The following is a 22,345-nucleotide window of genomic DNA, read 5'->3' on the forward strand; positions in this document are numbered from 1 at the left end:
AAAAAAGCTGTCACCTCCTCTCACTTTGTTAGTGAGGCAGGATGACAGCCCTATTACTCTTCTTTTTCATTTTTACGTATCGGTTGAAGCTGCGGCGTCCTTTCAAGTTGTTCAATGAATGAACGGGATTTCAAACGGATACCTGTCTGCTCCTCATAGATAGTCGTGACAATTTTCTTGATAAAATGTTTTGTTTGAGGCTTCAGCTCTAATTTTCCTACCTGGTCAATTGGCACTGTATAAAACATTCGAATCAGCTTTAATTGTGTAGGTGAAAGCCTAATAATATAAGGGTCTAAATGAAAGCAATTATGACATAGGAAGCCGCCTTGCGTAAACGAAAAGGCAAATTCCCCCTCCACTGCTCCACATGATGCACAGCAATGCAGGATTGGCTGCACACCTGTGTACGGCAGCATTTTCCAGTCAACAAACAGCGTAATCGCTTCCGGATCATACCCTTCATCAATAGCTGTTAACGACTGCAGCAGCAGTTCAAAAGCAAATGGTTCCTCCTTGCCTTCCTCCACGAGCCGGTCGATTAATTCAACAATATAGCTGGCATAGGCTGTTGCAATGATATCCGTCTGCAAAGTACGCATTGTATTAAAATGCTCTCCCTGCTGCAGGGTGCCCATTCCGCTCGTACGCTGTACTAAAAACGAACCATGCATAAACGGCTGCGTCACGCCGGCTAACCGGCTTGTTGGTTTCTTCGCTCCTCGTGCCATGCACGCAACCTTACCTGCCTCACGCGTAAGTAATGTAACAATTTTATTTGATTCACCGTATGCTCTTGATTTAAGTACAATACCTTCCCATTTATGCAGCATGCACACCCGTCCTTACTCTCTTATATATTCCTATTATACACGAAAAAACAGGTGGAGCATCTCTTCCATGCTCCACCTGTTACGAGACTCGTAGTAAATATACAGAGTCGTATAATATGATCCTTTCCTATATACAGCAATTTCTGTATATAAGAAAGAGCCTTGTACTAATTAATATTCATCTTCACGGAATCCAAAGTCACGGAGGTGCGTTTGCTTATTGCGCCAATCCTTTTGTACCTTTACCCACAGCTCTAAATATACTTTGGAGCCAAGCAGCATTTCAATGTCTTTGCGGGCTTTAATACCGACTTCTTTTAAAAGAGCTCCGCGTTTTCCGATAACAATCCCTTTTTGGGAGTCCCGCTCTACCATGATTGTCGCCTGAACACGGATTTTATCTTGATTCTCTTCATCACGTTTAATTTTGTCTATTACTACTGCGATGGAGTGAGGGATTTCTTCACGTGTCAGATGAAGGACCTTTTCACGAATCAACTCAGAAATGATAAAGCGTTCTGGGTGATCCGTCACTTGATCAGCAGGATAATATTGAGGCCCTTCAGGCAAATACTTTTCAATTGCGCTTAGCAGGTTCTCTACATTATTACCCTGTAATGCGGAAATCGGTACAATCTCAGCAAATGGATATTTATCCTTGTAGGATGCAATAATATCCACCAACTCATCTGGATGTATTTGATCAATTTTATTGATTACAAGGAACACAGGTGTTTTATTACCCTCCAGCATTTCGAGAATAAACTCGTCACCTTTCCCAATCTTTTGTTCCGCATTCACCATGAACATAATAACATCCACTTCACGCAGTGTATTTTTCGCTACCTTCAGCATGAATTCGCCAAGCTTATGCTTTGGCTTATGGATGCCCGGTGTGTCGATAAAAATCATCTGCGAGCCGCTTTGCGTTAATACACCCTGTACTTTATTGCGGGTTGTTTGCGGTTTGTCCGACATAATGGCAATTTTTTGCCCAATTACACGGTTTAAAAATGTCGATTTTCCGACGTTTGGCCGGCCTATAATCGAAATAAAACCCGATTTAAAGCCATTATCGTTTACTTGCTGCATAATCTAAATCCTCCGGTGTGAATGCGCCAGGCAATAGCTCACCCACTGTTGTTTGTTGTACGTCGCCTTTTAAATTTGTTAAATAAACCGGCATATCCGGCTTACAAAATTCTGCCATCACTTGACGGCATGCCCCGCATGGAGAACATGGGCGGTCTGTATCTGCTACGACTGCCAATGCTTTGAATTTTGTTACGCCTTCTGATACCGCTTTAAAAAACGCTGTTCGCTCCGCACAGTTAGTCATACTATACCCGGCGTTTTCAATATTACACCCATGATATACTGTTCCATTCTCTGCTAACAGTGCTGCACCTACTTGAAACTTGGAATATGGTACATATGCCTTTTCACGTGCAATTTTCGACTCTTGTAGTAATTGTTCCATGTTCATAGGAGAACAACCCCTTTCTTCTCATTTTAAAACCACTTTGGAAAAAATATGAGCATTCCGATTATAACACTCGCTAGAGCAAATACAAGTACAGCCCCTGCTGCAATATCCTTCGCCTGCTTTGCTAGTGGATGAAGTTCTGGGGAGGCGAGATCGACAACGCGTTCAATCGCTGTATTGAAAAGTTCGGCTCCTACTACCAATGCCATAACCAAAACTAAAATAATCCATTCTAGTACAGAAAGACCGGTCACCCAGCCGATGATTAATACCACTACTATACTTGTGTAATGAAAACGAATATTCTGCTCCCGCATAGCTGTCATAAGACCTTCTGCCGCATAGCCAAATGATCTAATGAACTTGCGAATATCCATTACTCACGAGACAGGCCAAAAGAGCCGAGAATTTCATCTTGTTTACCGAACATTTCCTTCTCATCCGCTTGTGTCATATGGTCATAGCCAAGTAAATGAAGGAAGCCGTGAACCGCTAAAAACCCTAGCTCGCGCTCAAAAGAATGTCCATATTCTTCTGCCTGCTCGCGCGTGCGGTCAGTGGAAATTATGATATCTCCCAATATACGCGGAATATCTTCCCCAACAATTTGGACCTCTCCTTCCCCAAGCTCTTCAAGGGCAAATGAAATGACATCTGTCGGCTGATCCTTATCACGATATTCTCTGTTAATTTCATGGATTGCTTCATTGGTTACGAATGTAATCGAAACCTCTGAACCTTCTTCAATTCCCTCAACTTTTGCTGCATGTTGCAAAAGCTTCTCTACAAGCGCAATATGCTCCTCTTTCACAACGTTTGTTTCATCTAAAAAATCGATATTTAAAATCATAATTCCTCCTGCTTTTCTTTTGGATATTCGATTCGCGAATGGAAAATTCCATTTAGCGTTTCACATAATACATCCTCGATGATTTTTAACTCTTTCAGCGATATATCGCACTCATCAAATTGATCGTCTTGTACTCTGTCCTGGATAATGGCTTGAATCAGCTTTTGTATCTTTTCTGCACTTGGCTCCTTCATAGAGCGTACCGCTGCCTCTACACTATCCGCAATGCTGATGATCGCTGCCTCTTTTGTCTGCGGCTTTGGCCCAGGATAGCGGAAATCATTTTCAACCACCTGCTTTCCTTCTTCTTTTGCTTTATGGAAGAAAAATTTCAGCAGGCTTGTACCATGATGCTGCAAGGCAATATCAATAATCTCCTGCGGCATTTTATGTTTCCGCAGCAGCTCTGCACCATCCGTTGTGTGAGCAATGATGATATCTGCGCTTGATTCTGGTGTCAATGTATCATGAGGATTGGCTCCCATCTGATTTTCAATGAAAAAGGCAGGTCTGCGTGTTTTTCCAACATCATGATAATAGCACCCGACACGGGCCAGTAAACCGTCTGCCCCGATTGCCTCACATGCCGTTTCGGCCAAATTGGCAACCATCACACTATGATGATAGGTACCTGGTGTCTCTGTTAAAATCTTCTTCAACAATGGATGGTTCGGATTTGAAAGTTCAATCAGCCTCATTGTCGATAGAATACCGAATATTGACTCGAAGAATGGCAGCAGTCCCATAGTCAGTGCACCTGATAGCAAACCTGAGACTACCCCCGCTCCTACATAAAACATAATCTCGGTTAATCCATAATCTGATTGTGTCATTAATAAATAAAAAGCAATAAACACGAGATTAATGACTGTTACAATAGCACTTGCACGTAAAATATGCGATCTTTTCTCTACACTTCTCATAAAGAAAAGTGAAGCAAACCCACCAAATAAAATGTACAATGCAATGTCCATCTGTAAAACAGCCGCATAATTCTCCTGGAATATAATACCAGCAGATGATGCAATCAACAGAGTCACTAAAACAGCAACTCGATCATTCGTTAAAAGCCTTATGAGCATTGTGGCCATTGCCGTAGGGAAAATAAACCCTAGTACTACATCAAAATTGTCTGAAACGAGACTAACTAATTTCATAATAAGGATTGCACTCAAATAGACGATGACTGTCACTAGTAAATGGTTACTTTTCTCTTTTAAAGTTCCTTTATAACCATCAAAAAGGGCGAAAAGAAAGACCATTTGCAGGAAAATGAGAATCACGACGCCTCCAATCGGCTTTAAGGAAGCCTGGCTGTCGATAAGACCAAGCAGTTCAAGCTGCCGATACTTTTCTCTGTCGACAATTTCTCCTTCAAGTACAATGATCTGGCCCTGCAAAATTTTTGTCGGCTCTACTGCATCACGTGCCTGCTGCTTTGCAAGGGCAGTCTTTTCTTCATTCAATGTTTCTGTTTCGACCACCGAATTACGGCCCAATGTAATAGCTGTCGAAAGCAATGAATTAGCAATCGCGGAAGAACGAATAAGTGACTCTATATTCGTACGTGCAGAAGATAGATTTTCTTTTCTTATACTTTCAGCAAGCGATTCTTTCGTAATATCTACTAAAGTATTTTTCGCTTCTATAAGCTGACCGTCAGAAGCATTAAGCAGCGCCCTTAGTTCATCATCTGTAAGCGACAAAGTATCTTGTTTATCTGTGACATTTTTCAATTTTTCTTTTATTACTTCCAGCTTTTCAGCTTGTGACAATTCCTCCTGCTCGGCCAGTTCTTTCTTTGTTTCGATTGCTAAATCGAACAACAAAGTAAGCAGGCTTGCCTTTTGCTCTGCTATTTCCTGATTAAAATCATATACAGGAGCTATTGCATTTTCAGCATTGGTACGTTCGAGCTCTGTCTTTTCTGTATCTTCCACAGTCTTTGCTGCTCGAATTGTTTCTGGTGCCAAGCTGCCCATCGATATGTCATATGTAACGCCCCGTACGCTGTCCATCATCAACCCAAACTGCAGGAATGCCGTGATGATCAGTACGATTGCTAAGAATGAACGAAAGCCCATTAAGTCCAAAAAACGCTTCAATTGCTTCTCCATTCAGCACCTCCTATTATACCTTCCTCTATTCTACCAATTTCTGCAGGTGATTTCACAAAAAAAAGCAAAACCCTTATAGGATTTTGCTTTTTTATTAGTTATAGCTCCTGATCAGAATACGCTTGAATTACCTTAGCTACTAATGGATGTCTTACTACATCTCCCTGTTCGAGGATTTGGAAATGGATATCCTTTACATATTTCAATGTACGCTCTGCAATAATTAATCCGGATTCTTGATTTTTTGGTAAGTCGATTTGCGTTTTATCGCCAGTAATGACCATCTTTGATCCAAAGCCAAGACGTGTCAGGAACATTTTCATCTGCTGATGAGTCGTGTTCTGTGCTTCATCTAAAATAACAAAGGCATCATCCAGTGTACGTCCACGCATATAGGCAAGCGGCGCAATCTCGATCGTTCCACGTTCAATAAGGCGCTGCGTCTGCTCCATTCCATAAATATCATGAAGTGCATCATAGAGCGGGCGTAAATAAGGGTCTACCTTTTCCTTTAAATCACCCGGCAGGAAGCCAAGTGATTCTCCTGCTTCCACTGCAGGACGCGTTAGAATAATCCGCTTTACATGTCCATTTTTTAGTGCCTGTGTTGCCATGATAACCGCCAAATATGTTTTCCCTGTTCCCGCAGGACCAATACCGAAAACAAGATCCTTGTGCCGAATGGCTTTAATATACTCGCGCTGACCGATTGTTTTGGCCCGGATCACCTTACCTTTCGCGTTCCGTGCTACCTCTTCATCATAAAGCTCCGCAAAGTACTCAATTGTTCCTTTACCAGCCATCTCAATAGCTGTCGCCACATCTCTCTGATCAATATTGATACCTTTCCGGATTACTTGCAATAAACCATGCAGCACGGCAGTAGCACAATCTTTTTTATCATCATCTTCACCAACGATTTGGATGAGCCCTCCTCGTGTGATGATTTGTACATTAAAAGTTTCTTCAATTAATTTTACATTTCCATCCGACATCCCAAGCAGCATCACTGCTTCATTTGGATTATCGACTAAAAGTTCCGACATTTTCTCTGACATAAATCATTCTCCTTGATAAATAGGGTATGGTGTTGCGATATTTTCATTTACCAAAAAAAGGACTTGCCCCTTTACTGTATCATTATCAAATGTAACCTGTAAAATTTTTTCCGATTTGATCGTTGTTTTAGGAGGAAGACTCTGCAATATCTTTTTATGAAGAAGCGGACGAATAATCGTATCTAAATCCTCTTCACTTAATACGTGTTCCTGCTTTTTATAGCCTTGCTCTTTTACAATGCGAACATAGTTTTTCATCCACCCGGGAAGGGGCATTTCATCAATGTACATTTCTTCCTGATTGTTTGTCAGCTTCCAAGCAGATTCAGTCGGCGTATAATAGGTGGTCTTTCGATCCAATGTAAAGGCCGTCTCAAGCCAGTAATCCGCATACACCTCTCCCTCGGCTCCAATGACGAGTTGTTCTTCTCCTGCTTCCAGAATACCTGATACAAGAGCATCTCCTTTATAGACTGTTGTATTGGCATCTACCAGCCTGACGCCGCTTGTTAAGAAGTAATGGGTGATGACACCGCTATTACTTGCAATCAAATGCATAGGTTCGTCCGACTTTTTTTTCACTTCTGTTTTAGGGGCCAGCTGAAGAGAAATGGTAATATTTCCGCCGCTTTTCATAAAGTGAACCCATGACAGCTCCGGAAACTTTGCCATCAACTGCTGGCGAATTTCATAATCGGTAGGCAGGGATTGCTTTACTAAAGGAATCCCTACACCTATTTCTCTGTCAATAAACTGCTCTGCCTTTTGTGCTAACTCCGGTGTAGCCCCTGTTACATGAATACGCCAAATAAACTGCGTACATATTATGGGTATTGCAATTAATAATAGTATACCCACAATTGTCTTTAATGTAATTTGAAGAACAGAATCAAGATCTTCATATTGAAGTTTGAGGCTGGCGCCGGCAAATCGCCTCGCACGGCGCAACGCTGGCAGGTTGTCTCTCGTTATTTCAAATGACACCTCATTATTTGAAAAACGAACTTGTCTCATGACGATGCGCTCTTTATGTAAATGGTGAAATAAACGATCTGCCCGTGGCCCTTGTTTAAGCGACACAATCACTTTTCGGCGGTCCATTACATCACATGCTCTTCTATCTTAATTTTGTTGATCATTTCAGCACTCAATAAAAAGCCGCCCTCCGTCAAATACTGGACGAGTATCCCTTCCCCTTCAATTGTCAGCTGAAACTTCCCTAAAGAACAGCTGAATATATCGGACGCTACCTGCCGCACTTCATATAGCCCATTCCAGCGAATCTGGCGGAATTGAATCCATTCCAGCACGTCATCTAATTGCATAAATGATTTCAAAAAAAGCCCCCTTTCTTACAGTGTATGCAAAAAAGGGGGCATGTATTATTTACGTTGCTTCGCTTTTGGCGGTCCTAATATTTCAGAGGTAATCACTGCCTGCACTAGCTGCTCCCTCGTGCTTGGCACGATGACAGGGGATTTTGTCTTCTGCCTTTGTATAATCGGTCTTGAAGCACCCAGCTCAGGACGAGTCGATTTACGTTCCCCTCGGGTTACTTCCATGGCAGGCTTCAAAACGGGTTCCTCGATTATTTTACGGTCATTTTGAGCCGGCTCTGTCTTTTCGCTTAATTGCCCAAAAACTTCTTTTGCAAAATCATCGAGTGAACGTACTTTCGGTCTTTCCCGACGTGGTTCTTCCCTTTTATGTTCCTGAGGGACCTGCTTATTGCTAAACGGCGGCATTTGCTTCGTCTCTTTTTGCTTTGTCTTATCTTTTGTAAATAATGTACTGAGCACAAACATGACGATCATAATGATTAATCCTTCCATTTAGCGATCCCCCCTTCCTCGATTATTTTTCGCCTTTTTCCGGTTTATTCTCTTGTGACACTTTTGCTATAGAATCACGCATAGATGTATCGGCCTGAATGTTTTGATAGTTCATATAATCCATAATACCAAAATTGCCGCTGCGTAATGCTTCTGCCATCGCCATTGGAACTTCTGCTTCTGCTTCTACTACCTTCGCCTTCATTTCCTGAACTTTTGCAACCATTTCCTGCTCGCTTGCTACGGCCATTGCACGACGTTCCTCTGCTTTTGCCTGGGCAATGTTTTTATCAGCCTGGGCCTGCTCGATTTGAAGCTCTGCCCCGATATTTTTACCGACATCTACGTCCGCTATATCAATGGACAGGATTTCAAATGCTGTACCTGAGTCCAAGCCTTTTGAAAGGACTGTCTGAGAAATCATATCCGGATTTTCCAGCACTTTAGAATGAGATTCAGATGAACCGATTGTTGATACAATACCTTCACCTACACGTGCAATGATTGTATCTTCTCCGGCACCCCCGACTAAACGATCAAGGTTTGCACGCACTGTAATACGAGCTTTTGCCTTTACTTCAATCCCGTTAATTGCAACACCCGCAATAAACGGCGTTTCGATTACTTTTGGATTTACCGACATTTGTACGGCTTCTAATACATCACGTCCTGCAAGGTCAATTGCAGCTCCGCGTTCGAATGATAATTCAATGTTGGCACGATGTGCAGCGATCAGTGCATTTACTACGCGGTCTACATTACCACCAGCCAAGTAGTGGGACTCCAATTGATTAATCGAGACATCAAGGCCTGCCTTATGAGCCTTAATCAACGGGTTAACAATACGCGACGGGATAACTCGGCGCAGTCGCATCCCAATCAATGTAAAGATGCTTACACGAACACCCGCTGCTAGGGCGCTAATCCATAGTGCGACCGGTACAAGTGTAAAGAATACCGCTAGGACGATGAATGCGCCTACGATCATGGCAATTAAGCCGATTGTTGCTCCATCAATAATCATTATCTATTCCTCCATTTTCTTAAAAATTTCTCTCACGACAATGCGCGAACCTTCTACCTTAATTACTTCCACCTGACTACCTTTGTTAATAAAGCTTCCTTCAGACACTGCATCAATTCGTTCATTCCCTACACGGATGACACCTGCCGGACGAAGCGGTGTTGCTGCCTCTCCTGTCCGTCCAATCAATTCGACGCGGTTGGTATTGGAAACATACCCTTCCTCTGTCGTTGTGGCATCCCTTAGCACAAGCTTATTGAATATATGCATCTTCTTCCCAAAGAACTTCATAAGAATCACCATTCCTATAACTGCAATAAACATTGCAATAATGATTGAATATGCCATATGTGTTACACTAGCACCTGCAAATAACAGACTAAGGATGATTAACGCACCTCCTAGTATGCCGACTATACCTCCAGGAACAAAGAATTCCAATATGACAAAAATAACGCCGATAACAAACAATAAGATCGACTCATATCCTGCAAAGCCAGCAATTGTATGACCAAAGAAGAAAAGACCAAATGCAGCTAATGACATCGTACCTGGCACCCCAAATCCCGGTGAATACAGTTCTGCAACTAATCCGAGACTGGCAATGGATAAAAGAATAGGAACAACGATTGGGTTGGTCACAATACGAGCAATATTTTCAGCAAGCGTCGGTTCAAGGTCTACCACCTCTGCACCTTTTAACCCAGCTTTATTCAGCACTTCCTCCAGGGAGTTTGCTGTCCCTTCGGAATATTCCACCTCAAGGGCTTCATCCGCTGTGAGCGTTAAAAATTCGCCGACCGGGGCACGGTATTTTGTTAAATCAATTGATTTATCCGCCATTGCCCGTGCATAATGCGGATCTCTGCCAGAAGAAACGGCTGCAGCTTCCATTGCTGCCAACCAAGCACTTTCCGCTTTTTGCTCGGCTGTATTACCCTCGCCGTCAATAATCCCCGCAGCACCAATTGTTGCATTTTTTGTCATATAAATTTCATCTGCATGCAGTGCAATAAAGGCTCCTGCCGAGTGAGCTTTAGAGTTGATATACGCGATGACTTTTATCTCATCATCTACGGCATCCAGCAGCTTACCGATTTCTTCAGCTGCATCAACAAAGCCGCCCGGAGTATGTATATCAAGCACGATTGCTTCGGCATTTTGCTCTGTTGCCTCCTTAATCGCCCGCTCTAAAAATGAAAACAAGCCCTTTTCTACATTTTTCTCTACCGGGACATGAAAAACTTTTGCCGAATCCGCATAAATAGTTGGAATGAGGAGCACAAATGAAAGCGTCATCAATAAAAGCCACGCGAAAATTCTTCTTTGCTTCATCCAATTCCTCCTTTCTTTTTAGTGATCCTATCTGTTATACGATTGAAATCGCATTTTGTTTCATTTTATTTTATTTTCTTTCAATTTTATTATGTATTTCCTTATTTCTTTATTAAATAACTCAATTTCTCTTCCTATTTATTTTGATTCACCTAAAGGTTTTTACCAACTCTTCCTACAACAGTATTGCCGACCTATAAAAAAAATATCGAGAAAGTGAAAAAAAGCTTGGATGTTCCTAGTGTGTATTTTTCATATTGGACTGTTTTATTAAATAACAAACACATACTTTATCAAGTACCATCTCTCTCTATAATCCAGGTGCCTTTATCATAACATGAACTCCTTCAATATATGACAAATTGGCTTTGTACACTATTTTCTCTGGAAATACAAATACCCCGAAGCTCACAAGTAGCTTCGGGGTATATCATTTGTCTGCTCAGTTAAATCTCGAATTGCGTGTTATGAACGTAGGGATTTTACCGGGAAAATTACCACTTACGTTTACGTGCAGCTTCTGATTTCTTTTTACGTTTTACGCTAGGTTTTTCGTAGAACTCGCGCTTTCTAACTTCTTGAATTGTACCACTTTTAGATACAGTACGTTTGAAGCGGCGAAGAGCATCTTCAAGCGATTCGTTTTTGCGAACGACAGTTTTTGACATCTCTCTTTCCCTCCCTCCGAACACACGTCAATACTCATTAACATCATAAGTTAATGTGTACTAAAGAATTATAACGCATCATTTTAGATTAGTCAACAAAAACTATTATAATTAATAGTCAGATTGAGAAGTTAATCCTTCCATAATAGCAACACCTGAACTTGCGCCAATGCGAGTTGCTCCATTTTCGATCATCTTCTTCATATCTTCCAAATTACGTACACCGCCGGAAGCTTTTACGCCTAGATCCGGGCCAACTGTTTTACGCATTAAAGCGATATCTTCAGCAGTGGCACCACCCGTTGAGAATCCAGTTGATGTCTTAACAAAATCTGCACCAGCTTCGACCGATAATTGACAAGCCTTCACCTTTTCTTCCTCTGTTAGTAAGCATGTCTCAATGATAACTTTTACTAATGTACCGTTTGCCGCCTCGACTACTGCCTTAATATCATCTCGGACAACATCAAATTCACCATTTTTTAATGCGCCGATATTGATAACCATATCAATTTCACCCGCGCCGTTAGCAATAGCATCTTTTGTTTCAAATGCTTTTACAGCGGAAGTAGACGCACCTAACGGGAAACCGATTACTGTACAAACTTTTACCTCTGTACCAGCCAATAGTTCTGCGCTGTATTTCACCCATGTAGGATTTACACACACAGAAGCAAATACATACTTCTTCGCTTCTTCACATAATTTTTCGATTTGTGGACGAGTAGTGTCCGCCTTTAATAGCGTGTGGTCAATCATTGCAGCATAATTTTGCGTCATGGTCAATTGCTCCTTTTTATCTGTTAGTTGTACGTACAACTATATCATAACACCAAATAAGAAATACATAAAATAGACAGACTAGTCTATCATCTTTTTATTTTTCCTTATTTTTTCCATCTAAAAAGCCGCTTCCCCGTTCATTAGAGGAGGCGGCTTTTTCGATAGAATTAGGCCTCTACAGCATCCAGTACACGGACAAATTGTCCTTCATTATATGGATAACCCGCTTTTGTAATTTTCACCTTTACTAGCTTGCCGACCATGTCTTCACTCGCTTCAAACACCACTTTCAGGTAGTTTGCAGTGTAGCCGACATACAAGTTTTCATTGTTCGAATCTTTAAAGCGCTCTTCTGGAATTACTTCCAGTACTTCACCTTCAAATCGGGAAGCGTATTCTTTTGCTAATTGATCATTTAAGGCAATTAAACGATGAACACGTTCATTTTTGATTTCCTCATCCACTTGGTCTTCCATACGAGCAGCTGGTGTGCCTGTCCGTTTAGAGAATGGGAACACATGCAATTCCGAGAATTTGTGGTCACGGATAAAATTATACGTTTCCATAAACTCTTCTTCTGTTTCTCCTGGGAACCCGACGATCACATCAGATGTTACTGCTAAATCCGGCAATGCTTTTTCCAACTTACGCAGACGCTCAGAGAAGAAGTCCATTGTATATTTACGGCGCATACGCTTCAATACGGTATCAGAGCCCGATTGAATTGGAATATGCAGATGGTTTACAACAATATTTGAGTTTTGCAGTACATCAATCACTTCGTCCGTTAATTGCGACGCTTCAATCGAGGAGATACGTAAACGTTTTAACCCTTTTACCTGTGCTTCTAAATCACGTAGAAGCTGTGCCAAGTTATAATCTTTGAAGTCCTGGCCGTATCCTCCTGTATGAATACCTGTCAGAACAATTTCAAGATATCCTGCATCGACTAATTGCTGGGCTTGACGGATTACTTCTTGCGGGTCACGAGAACGCATTAAGCCGCGCGCCCATGGAATGATGCAAAACGTACAGAAGTTATTGCAGCCTTCCTGAATTTTCAGTGATGCACGTGTACGGTCTGTAAAAGCTGGAACGTCCAATTCTTCATAGACACGGTTTTTCATAATGTTGCGAACTGCATTAATTGGCTGACGCTCTTCGCGGTATTGATCAATTAGACCGAGCATTTTATGGCGGTCCTGTGTTCCCACAACGATGTCAACACCTGGGATTGCCATAATTTCTGCTGGCGAAGTTTGCGCGTAGCACCCTGTTACACAAATAACCGCATCCGGATTTTGACGGATTGCGCGGCGGATAACTTGTCGGGATTTTTTATCCCCTGTATTTGTTACTGTACATGTATTGATTACATAAACATCAGCTTGTTGTTCAAACTCGTTACGGTCATAGCCCTGCTCTTTGAATAATTGCCAAATCGCTTCTGTTTCGTAATGGTTTACTTTACAACCTAATGTGTGAAAAGCCACTGTTGACAAGGCCCCTACACCTCTTTCATTCAAATTCATAGGAAATTGCAGATAATGCATATAACGGTGCTGTTTCTGCCCGTAAAATGCGCGGTCCGAGCGACATAATTTGTGCGCCTGCTGCTACAAGCGCCTCAGCTTCCTTGCGTGAGATACCGCCTTCCGGACCAAAAATACATAAAATTGATTTCGATTCATTATCATACACTTTTTTTAGCTGATCCGCAAACCTTGTGCGTTTTTCGGCCTTTGCATCTTCCTCGTCCGCTATGAATACAGCGTCATATTCCGGCACTATGGCAAGCAGCTGTTTAAAGGAAATAGGCATCCTTATATCAGGTACCTGTGTACGATGTGATTGTTCAGCCGCTTCTTGGGCAATTTTCTGGAGCCGTTCTTGGTTTTTACGGCCCTTTTTCTCATCCCATTTGACAATGGAGCGCTCTGCTGCAAAAGGGATACAGGCATACATCCCTAACTCCGTCCCTTTTTGCGTAATCAGCTCCAATTTATCACCTTTAGGCAGTCCGCAGGCAATGGTTACTTTCACTGGCATTTCTGAAGAAGGAATTATACGCCCAGTCGGCTTTACAGAAACTTCTGCACCAATCTCTACAATTTCACATACATGAGCGGTTCCTTCTGAAACAACGATGATTTCCTCGCCTGCTGTCATCCGCATTACTTTTCCGATATGCCGAGCACTATCACCAATAATGAGGAATACTCCCTCTTCGCTTGCCGGTCCGTCCACAAAATAACGTTGCATGTTGTACTTCCTCCTTCGTTCTAATGAAAAAGTAGACAAAGCCAAATGACCCTGTCTACTAGCTTTCACTGCATGTTTTACTGTGGACGACGTGCAATAATGGCTACCCAGTCTTCCATCATTAATACTTCTTCAATGGTAAAGCCTGAGTTTTCAAGAGCTTCCTTCACTTCATCCTTCTTTGCACCGATGATGCCGCTTGTTACATAAACCCCGCCTGGTTTTACAATGGAATAGGCATCATCTGTAAACGTCACAATGATTTCCGCTAAAATATTCGCTACAACGACATCAGCCGGCTCCTTGACTGTATCAAGCAGGTTGCCGTGGAATACTCGCACAACATCGTCTACTTTGTTTAGTTCTACATTTTCACGTGCAGCAGTTACAGCTACTTCATCTAAATCCAGCGCATGCACTTTTTCAGCTCCAAGCATCGCTGCACCAATAGATAACACACCAGAACCTGTTCCAACATCAATGACCGTATCATGTTTGCTAACTACATTTTCAAGCGCCTGTAAACACATAACTGTCGTTGGATGCGTTCCTGTTCCAAAAGCCATCCCCGGATCCAACTCAATGATCAGCTCATCTGTGCTGACAGGTTTATATTCTTCCCAAGTAGGTACAATCGTGAACCGCTCAGAAATTTTTACAGGGTGATAGTATTGCTTCCAAGCCGTTGCCCAATCCTCCTCGTCCACTTCACATAGCGTCAGGATATTTTCACCGATGTTAATATCGAAATTTACAAGGTTTGCAATTGCAAGTTTAATTTCCTCTACCGTTTCCGCCAAAAAGCTCGTTGCGGATAAATACGCTTTAACTACAACCCCATTTTTCGGGAAATCCTCTGGGTTTAATGCGTAAATTTCTCCGAACTGATCAATTCGTTCTTTTGTCAATTCCTTTGAATCTTCTATGACAACACCGCTAGCGCCTGCCTCATGTAAGATATTTGATACAGCTTCAACGGCTTCATTTGTTGTCAGAATCGATAATTCCGTCCATTTCACTTGCAACTCTCTCCTTTATGATTCACCTTTAAAGGTCTTTTTGATTTTATCGAATAGCGAGCTTCCCTGCTCTTCCGGGATATCACCGCTCAACTCTGCGAAATCACGCAACAGCTGCTTTTGCTTTTCTGTCAGCTTTGTAGGCGTTACGACTTTCACGATTACATATTGATGACCCATTCCATAACCATGGACATTTTTTACCCCTTTGTCCTTGATACGGAACTGAGCACCTGATTGTGTACCGGCAGGAATTTTTAATTTCACTTTGCCATGCACAGTCGGAACTTCGATTTCGTCCCCAAGAGCAGCTTGTGGGAATGTTAGCTTCAGCTCATAGTAGATATCGTCCCCATCACGCTCAAACAGCTCATGATTACGGACGCTAAATACAATATAAAGATCCCCGGCTGGACCGCCATTAATGCCCGGCTCGCCTTGGCCGCTCACACGCAATTGCTGGCCGTCATCCACGCCTGCTGGGATGTTGATTTTAATTTTCTTTGTTTTTTGTACTTTTCCGGCACCACGGCATGTTGTACATTTGTCCACAATGATTTTACCAGCGCCGCGGCATGATGGACATGTGCGACGGTTCATCATACGGCCAAATGGAGTATCGACTGCCTGATTGATTTCACCGGCTCCCTTACAGTGTGAACATGTTTCAGGAGTCGTGCCTGGTTTTGCACCTGTTCCATTACATGTCTCACAATCTTCCTCTTTCGGAATTTCGATTTCTGTTTCTTTCCCAAAAATCGCTTCTTCAAAATCAACCATCATACGGAATTGCAAATCGTCCCCTTTACGAGGTGCATTTGGATCTTGTCTGCGGCCGCCTCCAAAGAATGAAGAGAAAATATCTTCAAATCCGCCAAAACCTCCGCCATTGAAACCTCCGCCGCCAAAGCCGGCTTGCGGGTCTTCATGTCCAAACTGATCGTAGCGAGCACGCTTTTGTTCGTCGGCTAGTACTTCATACGCTTCAGCAATTTCTTTGAATTTTTCATCGGCGCCTGGCTCTTTATTAATATCCGGGTGGTATTGCTTTGATAGTTTACGGTATGCTTTTTTAATTTCATCTTTACTTGCGCCTTTTGACAGGCCAAGCACTTCATAATAATCGCGCTTACTCATCGTTCACTCTCCGCTCTTTTTACATAACGTATATTTTAACATGTTAAAAAAATGATGTATATGCAAAGTACCTTTACTATATGAAATTTTATCCTAACATTGAAAAAGTCAAAGCCGGCATTTCGGTCTTTGACTTTTTCACACTTACTTTATTATAGGATTACTTGTCATCCTTAACTTCTTCAAAGTCAGCATCAACAATGCCGTCGTCTTTCTTGCCAGCATCAGCACCTGCATCGCCTTGTGCTGCTTGTGCAGCGGCTGCAGCTTGCTCATACACTTTCATAACAAGCGGTTGCAGGATGCCTTCTAATTTTTCTTTTGCAGACTTGATACCTTCGATTTCGCCAGCTTCTAACGCTTTTTTCAGCTCATCACGTGCATCTTCTACAGATTTCTTTTCGTCCTCTGTAATTTGCTCACCTAAGTCTGTGATTGTTTTATCTACTTGGAATACTAATTGGTCAGCCTCGTTGCGAACCTCAGCTTCCTCTTTACGTTTTGCATCTGCTTCAGCGTTTGCTTCCGCATCTTTCACCATACGCTCGATTTCCTCTTCTGATAAACCTGAGTCAGATTGGATCACGATTGTTTGTTCTTTGTTTGTACCAAGGTCTTTTGCCTTAACAGATACAATACCGTTTTTGTCAATATCGAATGTTACTTCGATTTGTGGTACACCACGTGGTGCTGGTGGAATATCTGATAATTGGAAGCGGCCTAATGTTTTATTGTCTGCTGCCATTGGACGCTCACCTTGTAATACGTGAATGTCTACTGCTGGCTGATTATCAGCAGCTGTTGAGAATACTTGTGATTTTGATGTTGGAATTGTTGTGTTACGGTCGATTAATTTCGTGAACACGCCTCCCATTGTTTCAATACCAAGTGAAAGTGGTGTTACGTCAAGAAGGACGATATCCTGTACATCACCTGTTAATACGCCACCTTGAACAGCAGCACCCATAGCTACTACTTCATCAGGGTTTACCCCTTTATGCGGCTCATGACCTGTTTCTTTTTTAATTGCTTCCACTACTGCTGGAATACGAGTAGAACCACCAACTAAGATTACTTTGTCTAATTCAGAAGCCGCTAGACCAGCATCTGATAAAGCTTGACGAGTTGGTACAATTGTACGCTCTACAAGATCACGAGTTAAGTCGTCGAATTTCGCACGTGTTAATGTTACTTCCAAGTGAAGCGGGCCTTCTGCACCAGCAGTGATGAATGGCAATGAAATTTGTGTTGATGTTACACCTGATAAATCTTTTTTCGCTTTTTCAGCTGCATCTTTTAAACGCTGCATCGCCATTTTATCTTTTGATAAATCGATACCGTTTTCTTTTTTGAATTCCGCTACTAGGAAATCAATGATTTTTTGGTCGAAGTCATCTCCACCAAGTTTGTTGTCACCCGCAGTCGCTAATACTTCGAATACTCCGTCACCCAGTTCAAGAATGGAAACGTCGAATGTACCGCCGCCAAGGTCGAATACAAGGATTTTTTGATCTTGGTCTTGTTTATCTAAGCCGTAAGCTAAAGCTGCAGCAGTTGGTTCGTTAATAATACGCTCTACTTCTAAACCAGCAATTTTACCAGCGTCTTTTGTTGCTTGGCGCTGTGCATCGTTGAAGTATGCTGGAACTGTAATAACTGCTTTTGTCACCTTTTCACCAAGGTAATCTTCAGCATAGCCTTTTAAATATTGAAGGATCATCGCTGATACTTCTTGTGGTGTATATTCTTTGTCTTCTGCCTTAACTTTTTCAGCAGTACCCATTTTTGATTTAACAGAAATAATTGTATTTGGGTTTGTAACAGATTGACGTTTCGCTACTTCCCCAACTTGTTTTTCTCCATTTTTGAATGCAACAACTGATGGCGTTGTGCGGTTACCTTCTGGGTTTGGAATTACTTTTGGTTCGCCGCCTTCTAATACAGCGACACAAGAGTTTGTTGTACCTAAGTCAATACCGATAATTTTACTCATACTAAGTTTGCCTCCTAATAGTTACACACACAATTGGTGTTCATTTTATAAAGTTAACTGAATGTTCTGGCCTTTACCCCGGATCCTTTCTCCAGGACAAAGCCCAATTTATCACTCGTTCACTGATACCATGGCAGGCCGCAATACGCGGTCCTTTAACTTATACCCTTTTTGCAGTTCACGAAGAACGATTCCGCTCTCTTTTTCTGCATCCTGTTCCTGCATAACAGCTTGGTGCACATTTGGATCGAAAGCTTCTCCTTCAGCGGCAATAGCCTCAAGTCCTTCACGTCCAGCAGCATCCAGGAATTGACGATATACCATCTCTACACCTTTGTATAAAGAATTCGCATCATCAGATGTTACTTCTACCTGTAGAGCACGCTCTAAATTGTCAAGCACCGGCAGCAGGTCTGTCAGCAGGCTTTGTGCACGGAATTTTTCCGCTGACTCGCGCTCCAGCTTATGACGGCGCAGGATATTATCGTAGTCCGCACGCAGGCGCAAATAACGATTTTCCTCTTCTTCCAATTTTGCTGTCAATTCAGCGATCTTCTGCTCTTTTTCATCTACTGCAGTTTCCTCAGCTGCTTCTTCTACATTTTCCATTGGCTGTTCAGCAGCTTCCACTGCCTCTTCAGCTGATGCTTGTTGCTTCAATTCTTCTTTTGTTTCGTTGTTGTCTGTCGAATTAGACACGTCATATCCTCCTTAGAGTCAGTCATTACGGTGGGATAAAGCGTTTGATAACCCGCGGCGCATCAAATCCATAATTGTCACCACACGCTGATAATCCATACGTGTCGGACCAATGATGGCGATTGAGCCATGTTCATCCCCTGCTCCAAATGAAGCTGTAATAACGCTGCAATTTTCTATAGCTAAGTGGTTGTTTTCTGAACCAATCCGGATCTGAATGCCTGTATCTATCGGCTTAAATAAGCTCTGTACTTGGCTATCCTTATCCATCAGTTCCATAAACAAGCGGACCTTGTTTAAATCATGGAACTCTGGCTGGTTGAGCATATTCGTCTTACCTGCATAATAGACTTTACCTTCCTTTTGGCCGCTTGTTACCTGCATCAGTGAATGAATCACTGCATCCGCTGTATGAATATGCTGTTTCAATACAGAAAGTGCTTCAAGCTCAAGTTTGAAATGAAGGTCCTGCAGCGAAACGCCAAGCAAACGGTCATTTAAAATATTGACCATTTTTTCAATATCTGAAGGATTAAAGCCTTCCGGTAATGTGAACACACGATTTTCAACATGCCCGTTGTCCGTCACGATGATAGCCACTGCACTCTCTTCCGAAAGCGGGACAATCTGAAATCTTTTCACTTTATGACGTTGTACATCAGGCCCAAGCAATACCGTTGTATAGGTCGTCAGCTCAGACAAAATATTCGCCGACTCCTTAATGAGCTGCTCTGCCTCGACAATTTGGCGTTTAAAGACAGATTGTATTTGGCTCACTTCATCTGCTGACATGATTTGTGGCTGCAATAAATGATCCACATAAAAACGATACCCTTTTTCAGAAGGTACTCGTCCAGAGGAAGTATGAGTTTTTTCTAAAAAACCTAACTCCTCCAGATCCGCCATTTCATTGCGGATTGTTGCGGGACTAAATGTAATCCAGTCTTTTTTGGAAATTTGGCGAGACCCAACAGGCTGGGCAGACGACACGAAATCATCAACGATTACTTGTAAAATTTGTAACTGCCGATTTGTTAACATGCTCATCACCTCTGTTAGCACTCATCGAATACGAGTGCTAATACTATATAATAAATTAACAAATCCCTGTTTTTCTGTCAACGAAATCGTTTACTCTTCAAGTAAAAATTGTTGAAAAACCTCGTTTCCAACAAATCTCCCTTTGCGTGTTAACCTGATTCCCTTCTCATCACTCTCTAAAAGTCCTTTGAGTTTGAGCTCCTCTATTACAGTACGATACTTCGTCCAAATGGTTTCATTGAATTTCTCTTCAAAGACAGCGGTTCCTACACCCTCTACTTTACGAAGCCCTAAAAACATTTGCTCTTCCAGCCGTTCTAACAGGGATACTTCATGCTCATGAATAATTGGCAGCTGACCCGATTCAACTGCTTCAATATATTTTTTGATCGGGCCGTGATTAGAATACCTTACTCCATCAACATAACCGTGTGCCCCGGCTCCAAAACCTGCATATTCATCATTGTCCCAGTAAATTTTATTATGAATAGAAGCAAATCCTGGTTTGGCAAAATTACTAATCTCATATTGATCAAGACCACGGGCCTCCATTTCCTTCATCAATACATCATACATATCCGCTTCCAGGTCTTCAGTTGGCAAAGCAAGACGCCCCTTGGCATATTGTATATAGAAAATTGTTTTTGGCTCTACAATGAGCGAGTACGCTGAGTAATGTGGGAGATTAAGATCGAGTGCTAATCGCAATGTTTCCTCCCATTGTTCCATTGTCTGATGAGGAAGACCATACATTAGGTCAATACTTATGTTGGTAAAGCCGACCTTTTTTGCTAATGCAATCGTTTCATATACGTGCTCATTGGAATGCGTTCGTCCTATTTTCTGCAGCAAGCCCTGATCGAATGATTGAACGCCCATGCTCAATCTATTGACTCCGCCTGCTAGTAAGGCTGATAGCTTTTCTTCAGAAAGTTCATCAGGATTTGCTTCCGAGCTGAATTCCACAACATGCTCCATCGGGATATGTGTACGAACCAGCTCTAGTAGACGTGTAATTTGTCCTGCTGATAAAGCTGTTGGCGTCCCACCGCCTAAGAAAATTGTCTCGATATGCGAAAATGCTTCTGGCTTTCTGCTTACAGCCATCTCCATTTCCCTTCCTACAGCTTCTATATACTCATCAACAGGCTGATTTTTAAAGAAGACTTTATTGAAATCGCAGTAATTACATATTTGATGACAAAAAGGGATATGAATATACACTCCTCGCGCCATACAATCACTTCCCTCATTTTTACTTTGTTCCTTTTCATTGTACCTATTCAGAGATAAAATACAATTTTCATGCAAAAAAAACGTATTCGCTGCTTTGCGAATACGGAAAATGTGTAATATTTAGGCTGTAAAAATCGGTTGTTCTTTATTCATTAACATTACTAAATCAATTGCATTCATATTTCGCAGCTTTCCAGAGAAATGAACAGCTTCATCTCTAGAATGGAATGGAAACGCATCCAATTCCTTTGTCACCTCAAATTTTCCATCAATCAATTGCATTAAATATAAACGAACAGTTGGGCAGCAAGTTTTTGTATAATTCAAGTTTTCACCTGCTACTAATATGCCTACATTTTCCGAAGTTGGGCTAACAATTGTATCCAATGTTGCCAATTCATCCATTTCGAACCACTCTGGTACATTAATTTCGATCTGCTTTGTCATTACATCATCTCCCTAAAATAAATTAGCAGCTAGTATGGCCAGTGCTCATCCACGCCCTAGTTGTTTTTGGTATCCTAATACCAAAAATAAAAACCTAAATTTTGACATTACCTCTAATGAACGCAACATATGTACTAACAGCCATTTAAATTGGAAAGCTTTTAGCACTATTTCTCTTTATAACTTAATATTACTATTAACTCTGTTTTCTAACAAGCATAAATTTAATAAAAGTTCTGTAAATAAAATTATTTTTAATATGAAATTTTTGGTATTAGTATTTTTTACCTTATAAATATTTTATTGTAATTATTGTATTTGTTAGGGTGCGATGATGTAGAATGTTTCTTTTCTATCATTTTTGTTCAGAAATTTTTAAAAATAGAATTATTATAAAAATGCAGCCATTTTATAGAGCACGAATGTACTAACTTTTAAGTAGGTATCTAAAAATGACCACTCCATAACAGAGTGGTCATTAATAGTTTATTTAGCTAAGGCTTCTTATACAATAAGCTGTTCAAC

At 41.6% G+C, this 22,345-nt stretch carries 23 protein-coding genes; all 23 read right to left on the reverse strand.

The window, feature by feature from the left end:
• Positions 1 to 53 precede the first annotated feature (53 nt).
• The 23 genes from recO to AA0Y26_RS14555 all read right to left on the reverse strand — a co-directional run bounded on the left by recO (position 54) and on the right by AA0Y26_RS14555 (position 21,820).
• Positions 54 to 833 carry a DNA repair protein RecO gene (gene recO / locus AA0Y26_RS14445; RefSeq protein ID WP_413362787.1) on the reverse strand — a complete coding sequence of 260 codons (780 nt, stop codon included), beginning with the start codon at positions 831 to 833 and terminating at the stop codon, positions 54 to 56.
• A 171-nt stretch (positions 834 to 1,004) separates the two neighbouring features.
• Positions 1,005 to 1,925 (reverse strand): GTPase Era, encoded by a 921-nt coding sequence (gene era / locus AA0Y26_RS14450; protein WP_413362788.1) that lies wholly within the window; start codon positions 1,923 to 1,925, stop codon positions 1,005 to 1,007.
• Entirely contained in the window at positions 1,906 to 2,319 is a 414-nt protein-coding gene (locus tag AA0Y26_RS14455; protein WP_413362789.1) for a cytidine deaminase, read from the reverse strand. The genes era and AA0Y26_RS14455 overlap by 20 nt, the downstream gene beginning before the upstream one ends.
• A gap of 26 nt (positions 2,320 to 2,345) precedes the next feature.
• On the reverse strand, positions 2,346 to 2,696 hold the full coding sequence (locus AA0Y26_RS14460) for a diacylglycerol kinase family protein (protein ID WP_413362790.1): 351 nt from the start codon (positions 2,694 to 2,696) through the stop codon (positions 2,346 to 2,348).
• Complete coding sequence (gene ybeY / locus AA0Y26_RS14465; protein ID WP_413362791.1) at positions 2,696 to 3,169, reverse strand: rRNA maturation RNase YbeY; 474 nt, start codon at positions 3,167 to 3,169, stop codon at positions 2,696 to 2,698. The genes AA0Y26_RS14460 and ybeY overlap by 1 nt, the downstream gene beginning before the upstream one ends.
• Positions 3,166 to 5,286 (reverse strand): HD family phosphohydrolase, encoded by a 2,121-nt coding sequence (locus AA0Y26_RS14470; protein ID WP_413362792.1) that lies wholly within the window; start codon positions 5,284 to 5,286, stop codon positions 3,166 to 3,168. The genes ybeY and AA0Y26_RS14470 overlap by 4 nt, the downstream gene beginning before the upstream one ends.
• Before the next feature lie 98 nt (positions 5,287 to 5,384).
• A complete protein-coding gene (locus AA0Y26_RS14475; RefSeq protein WP_413362793.1) occupies positions 5,385 to 6,344 on the reverse strand; it encodes a PhoH family protein in 960 nt (319 codons plus the stop codon).
• 3 nt (positions 6,345 to 6,347) lie between these two features.
• A complete protein-coding gene (locus AA0Y26_RS14480) occupies positions 6,348 to 7,445 on the reverse strand; it encodes a sporulation protein YqfD (RefSeq protein ID WP_413362794.1) in 1,098 nt (365 codons plus the stop codon).
• A complete protein-coding gene (locus tag AA0Y26_RS14485) occupies positions 7,445 to 7,681 on the reverse strand; it encodes a hypothetical protein (protein ID WP_413362795.1) in 237 nt (78 codons plus the stop codon). Before AA0Y26_RS14485 ends, AA0Y26_RS14480 begins: the two co-directional genes overlap by 1 nt.
• 45 nt (positions 7,682 to 7,726) lie before the next feature.
• Positions 7,727 to 8,176, reverse strand: a complete 450-nt coding sequence (locus AA0Y26_RS14490; RefSeq protein ID WP_413362796.1) for a hypothetical protein — start codon at positions 8,174 to 8,176, stop codon at positions 7,727 to 7,729.
• Between the two features lie 22 nt (positions 8,177 to 8,198).
• The gene (gene floA / locus AA0Y26_RS14495; RefSeq protein WP_413362797.1) at positions 8,199 to 9,200 is read right to left on the reverse strand and encodes a flotillin-like protein FloA; all 1,002 of its coding nucleotides are present in this window, start codon (positions 9,198 to 9,200) and stop codon (positions 8,199 to 8,201) included.
• Positions 9,201 to 9,203: 3 nt separating this feature from the next.
• Entirely contained in the window at positions 9,204 to 10,535 is a 1,332-nt protein-coding gene (locus AA0Y26_RS14500) for an NfeD family protein (RefSeq protein WP_413362798.1), read from the reverse strand.
• 494 nt (positions 10,536 to 11,029) lie between these two features.
• Entirely contained in the window at positions 11,030 to 11,203 is a 174-nt protein-coding gene (rpsU, locus tag AA0Y26_RS14505; protein WP_004227078.1) for a 30S ribosomal protein S21, read from the reverse strand.
• Positions 11,204 to 11,314: 111 nt separating this feature from the next.
• The gene (deoC, locus tag AA0Y26_RS14510; protein WP_413362799.1) at positions 11,315 to 11,983 is read right to left on the reverse strand and encodes a deoxyribose-phosphate aldolase; all 669 of its coding nucleotides are present in this window, start codon (positions 11,981 to 11,983) and stop codon (positions 11,315 to 11,317) included.
• A 170-nt stretch (positions 11,984 to 12,153) separates the two neighbouring features.
• Positions 12,154 to 13,488 (reverse strand): tRNA (N(6)-L-threonylcarbamoyladenosine(37)-C(2))-methylthiotransferase MtaB, encoded by a 1,335-nt coding sequence (gene mtaB, locus AA0Y26_RS14515; protein WP_413362800.1) that lies wholly within the window; start codon positions 13,486 to 13,488, stop codon positions 12,154 to 12,156.
• A gap of 16 nt (positions 13,489 to 13,504) precedes the next feature.
• Positions 13,505 to 14,248 carry a 16S rRNA (uracil(1498)-N(3))-methyltransferase gene (locus tag AA0Y26_RS14520; RefSeq protein ID WP_413362801.1) on the reverse strand — a complete coding sequence of 248 codons (744 nt, stop codon included), beginning with the start codon at positions 14,246 to 14,248 and terminating at the stop codon, positions 13,505 to 13,507.
• Between the two features lie 77 nt (positions 14,249 to 14,325).
• Complete coding sequence (gene prmA, locus AA0Y26_RS14525; protein ID WP_413362802.1) at positions 14,326 to 15,267, reverse strand: 50S ribosomal protein L11 methyltransferase; 942 nt, start codon at positions 15,265 to 15,267, stop codon at positions 14,326 to 14,328.
• Between the two features lie 15 nt (positions 15,268 to 15,282).
• On the reverse strand, positions 15,283 to 16,404 hold the full coding sequence (dnaJ, locus tag AA0Y26_RS14530; protein ID WP_413362803.1) for a molecular chaperone DnaJ: 1,122 nt from the start codon (positions 16,402 to 16,404) through the stop codon (positions 15,283 to 15,285).
• 160 nt (positions 16,405 to 16,564) lie between these two features.
• Positions 16,565 to 18,397, reverse strand: coding sequence for a molecular chaperone DnaK (gene dnaK, locus AA0Y26_RS14535; protein WP_413362804.1), 1,833 nt, complete (start codon positions 18,395 to 18,397; stop codon positions 16,565 to 16,567).
• 111 nt (positions 18,398 to 18,508) lie between these two features.
• Positions 18,509 to 19,096, reverse strand: coding sequence for a nucleotide exchange factor GrpE (gene grpE, locus AA0Y26_RS14540; protein WP_413362805.1), 588 nt, complete (start codon positions 19,094 to 19,096; stop codon positions 18,509 to 18,511).
• 18 nt (positions 19,097 to 19,114) lie between these two features.
• On the reverse strand, positions 19,115 to 20,137 hold the full coding sequence (hrcA, locus tag AA0Y26_RS14545) for a heat-inducible transcriptional repressor HrcA (RefSeq protein ID WP_413362806.1): 1,023 nt from the start codon (positions 20,135 to 20,137) through the stop codon (positions 19,115 to 19,117).
• 90 nt (positions 20,138 to 20,227) lie between these two features.
• The gene (gene hemW, locus AA0Y26_RS14550) at positions 20,228 to 21,373 is read right to left on the reverse strand and encodes a radical SAM family heme chaperone HemW (RefSeq protein WP_413362807.1); all 1,146 of its coding nucleotides are present in this window, start codon (positions 21,371 to 21,373) and stop codon (positions 20,228 to 20,230) included.
• Between the two features lie 120 nt (positions 21,374 to 21,493).
• Entirely contained in the window at positions 21,494 to 21,820 is a 327-nt protein-coding gene (locus tag AA0Y26_RS14555; protein WP_413362808.1) for a geranylgeranyl pyrophosphate synthase, read from the reverse strand.
• Between the last annotated feature and the right edge of the window lie 525 nt (positions 21,821 to 22,345).

Source organism: Lysinibacillus canaveralius (genome assembly GCF_047301505.1).
In the GTDB taxonomy this organism is placed as follows: Bacteria; Bacillota; Bacilli; order Bacillales_A; family Planococcaceae; genus Lysinibacillus_B.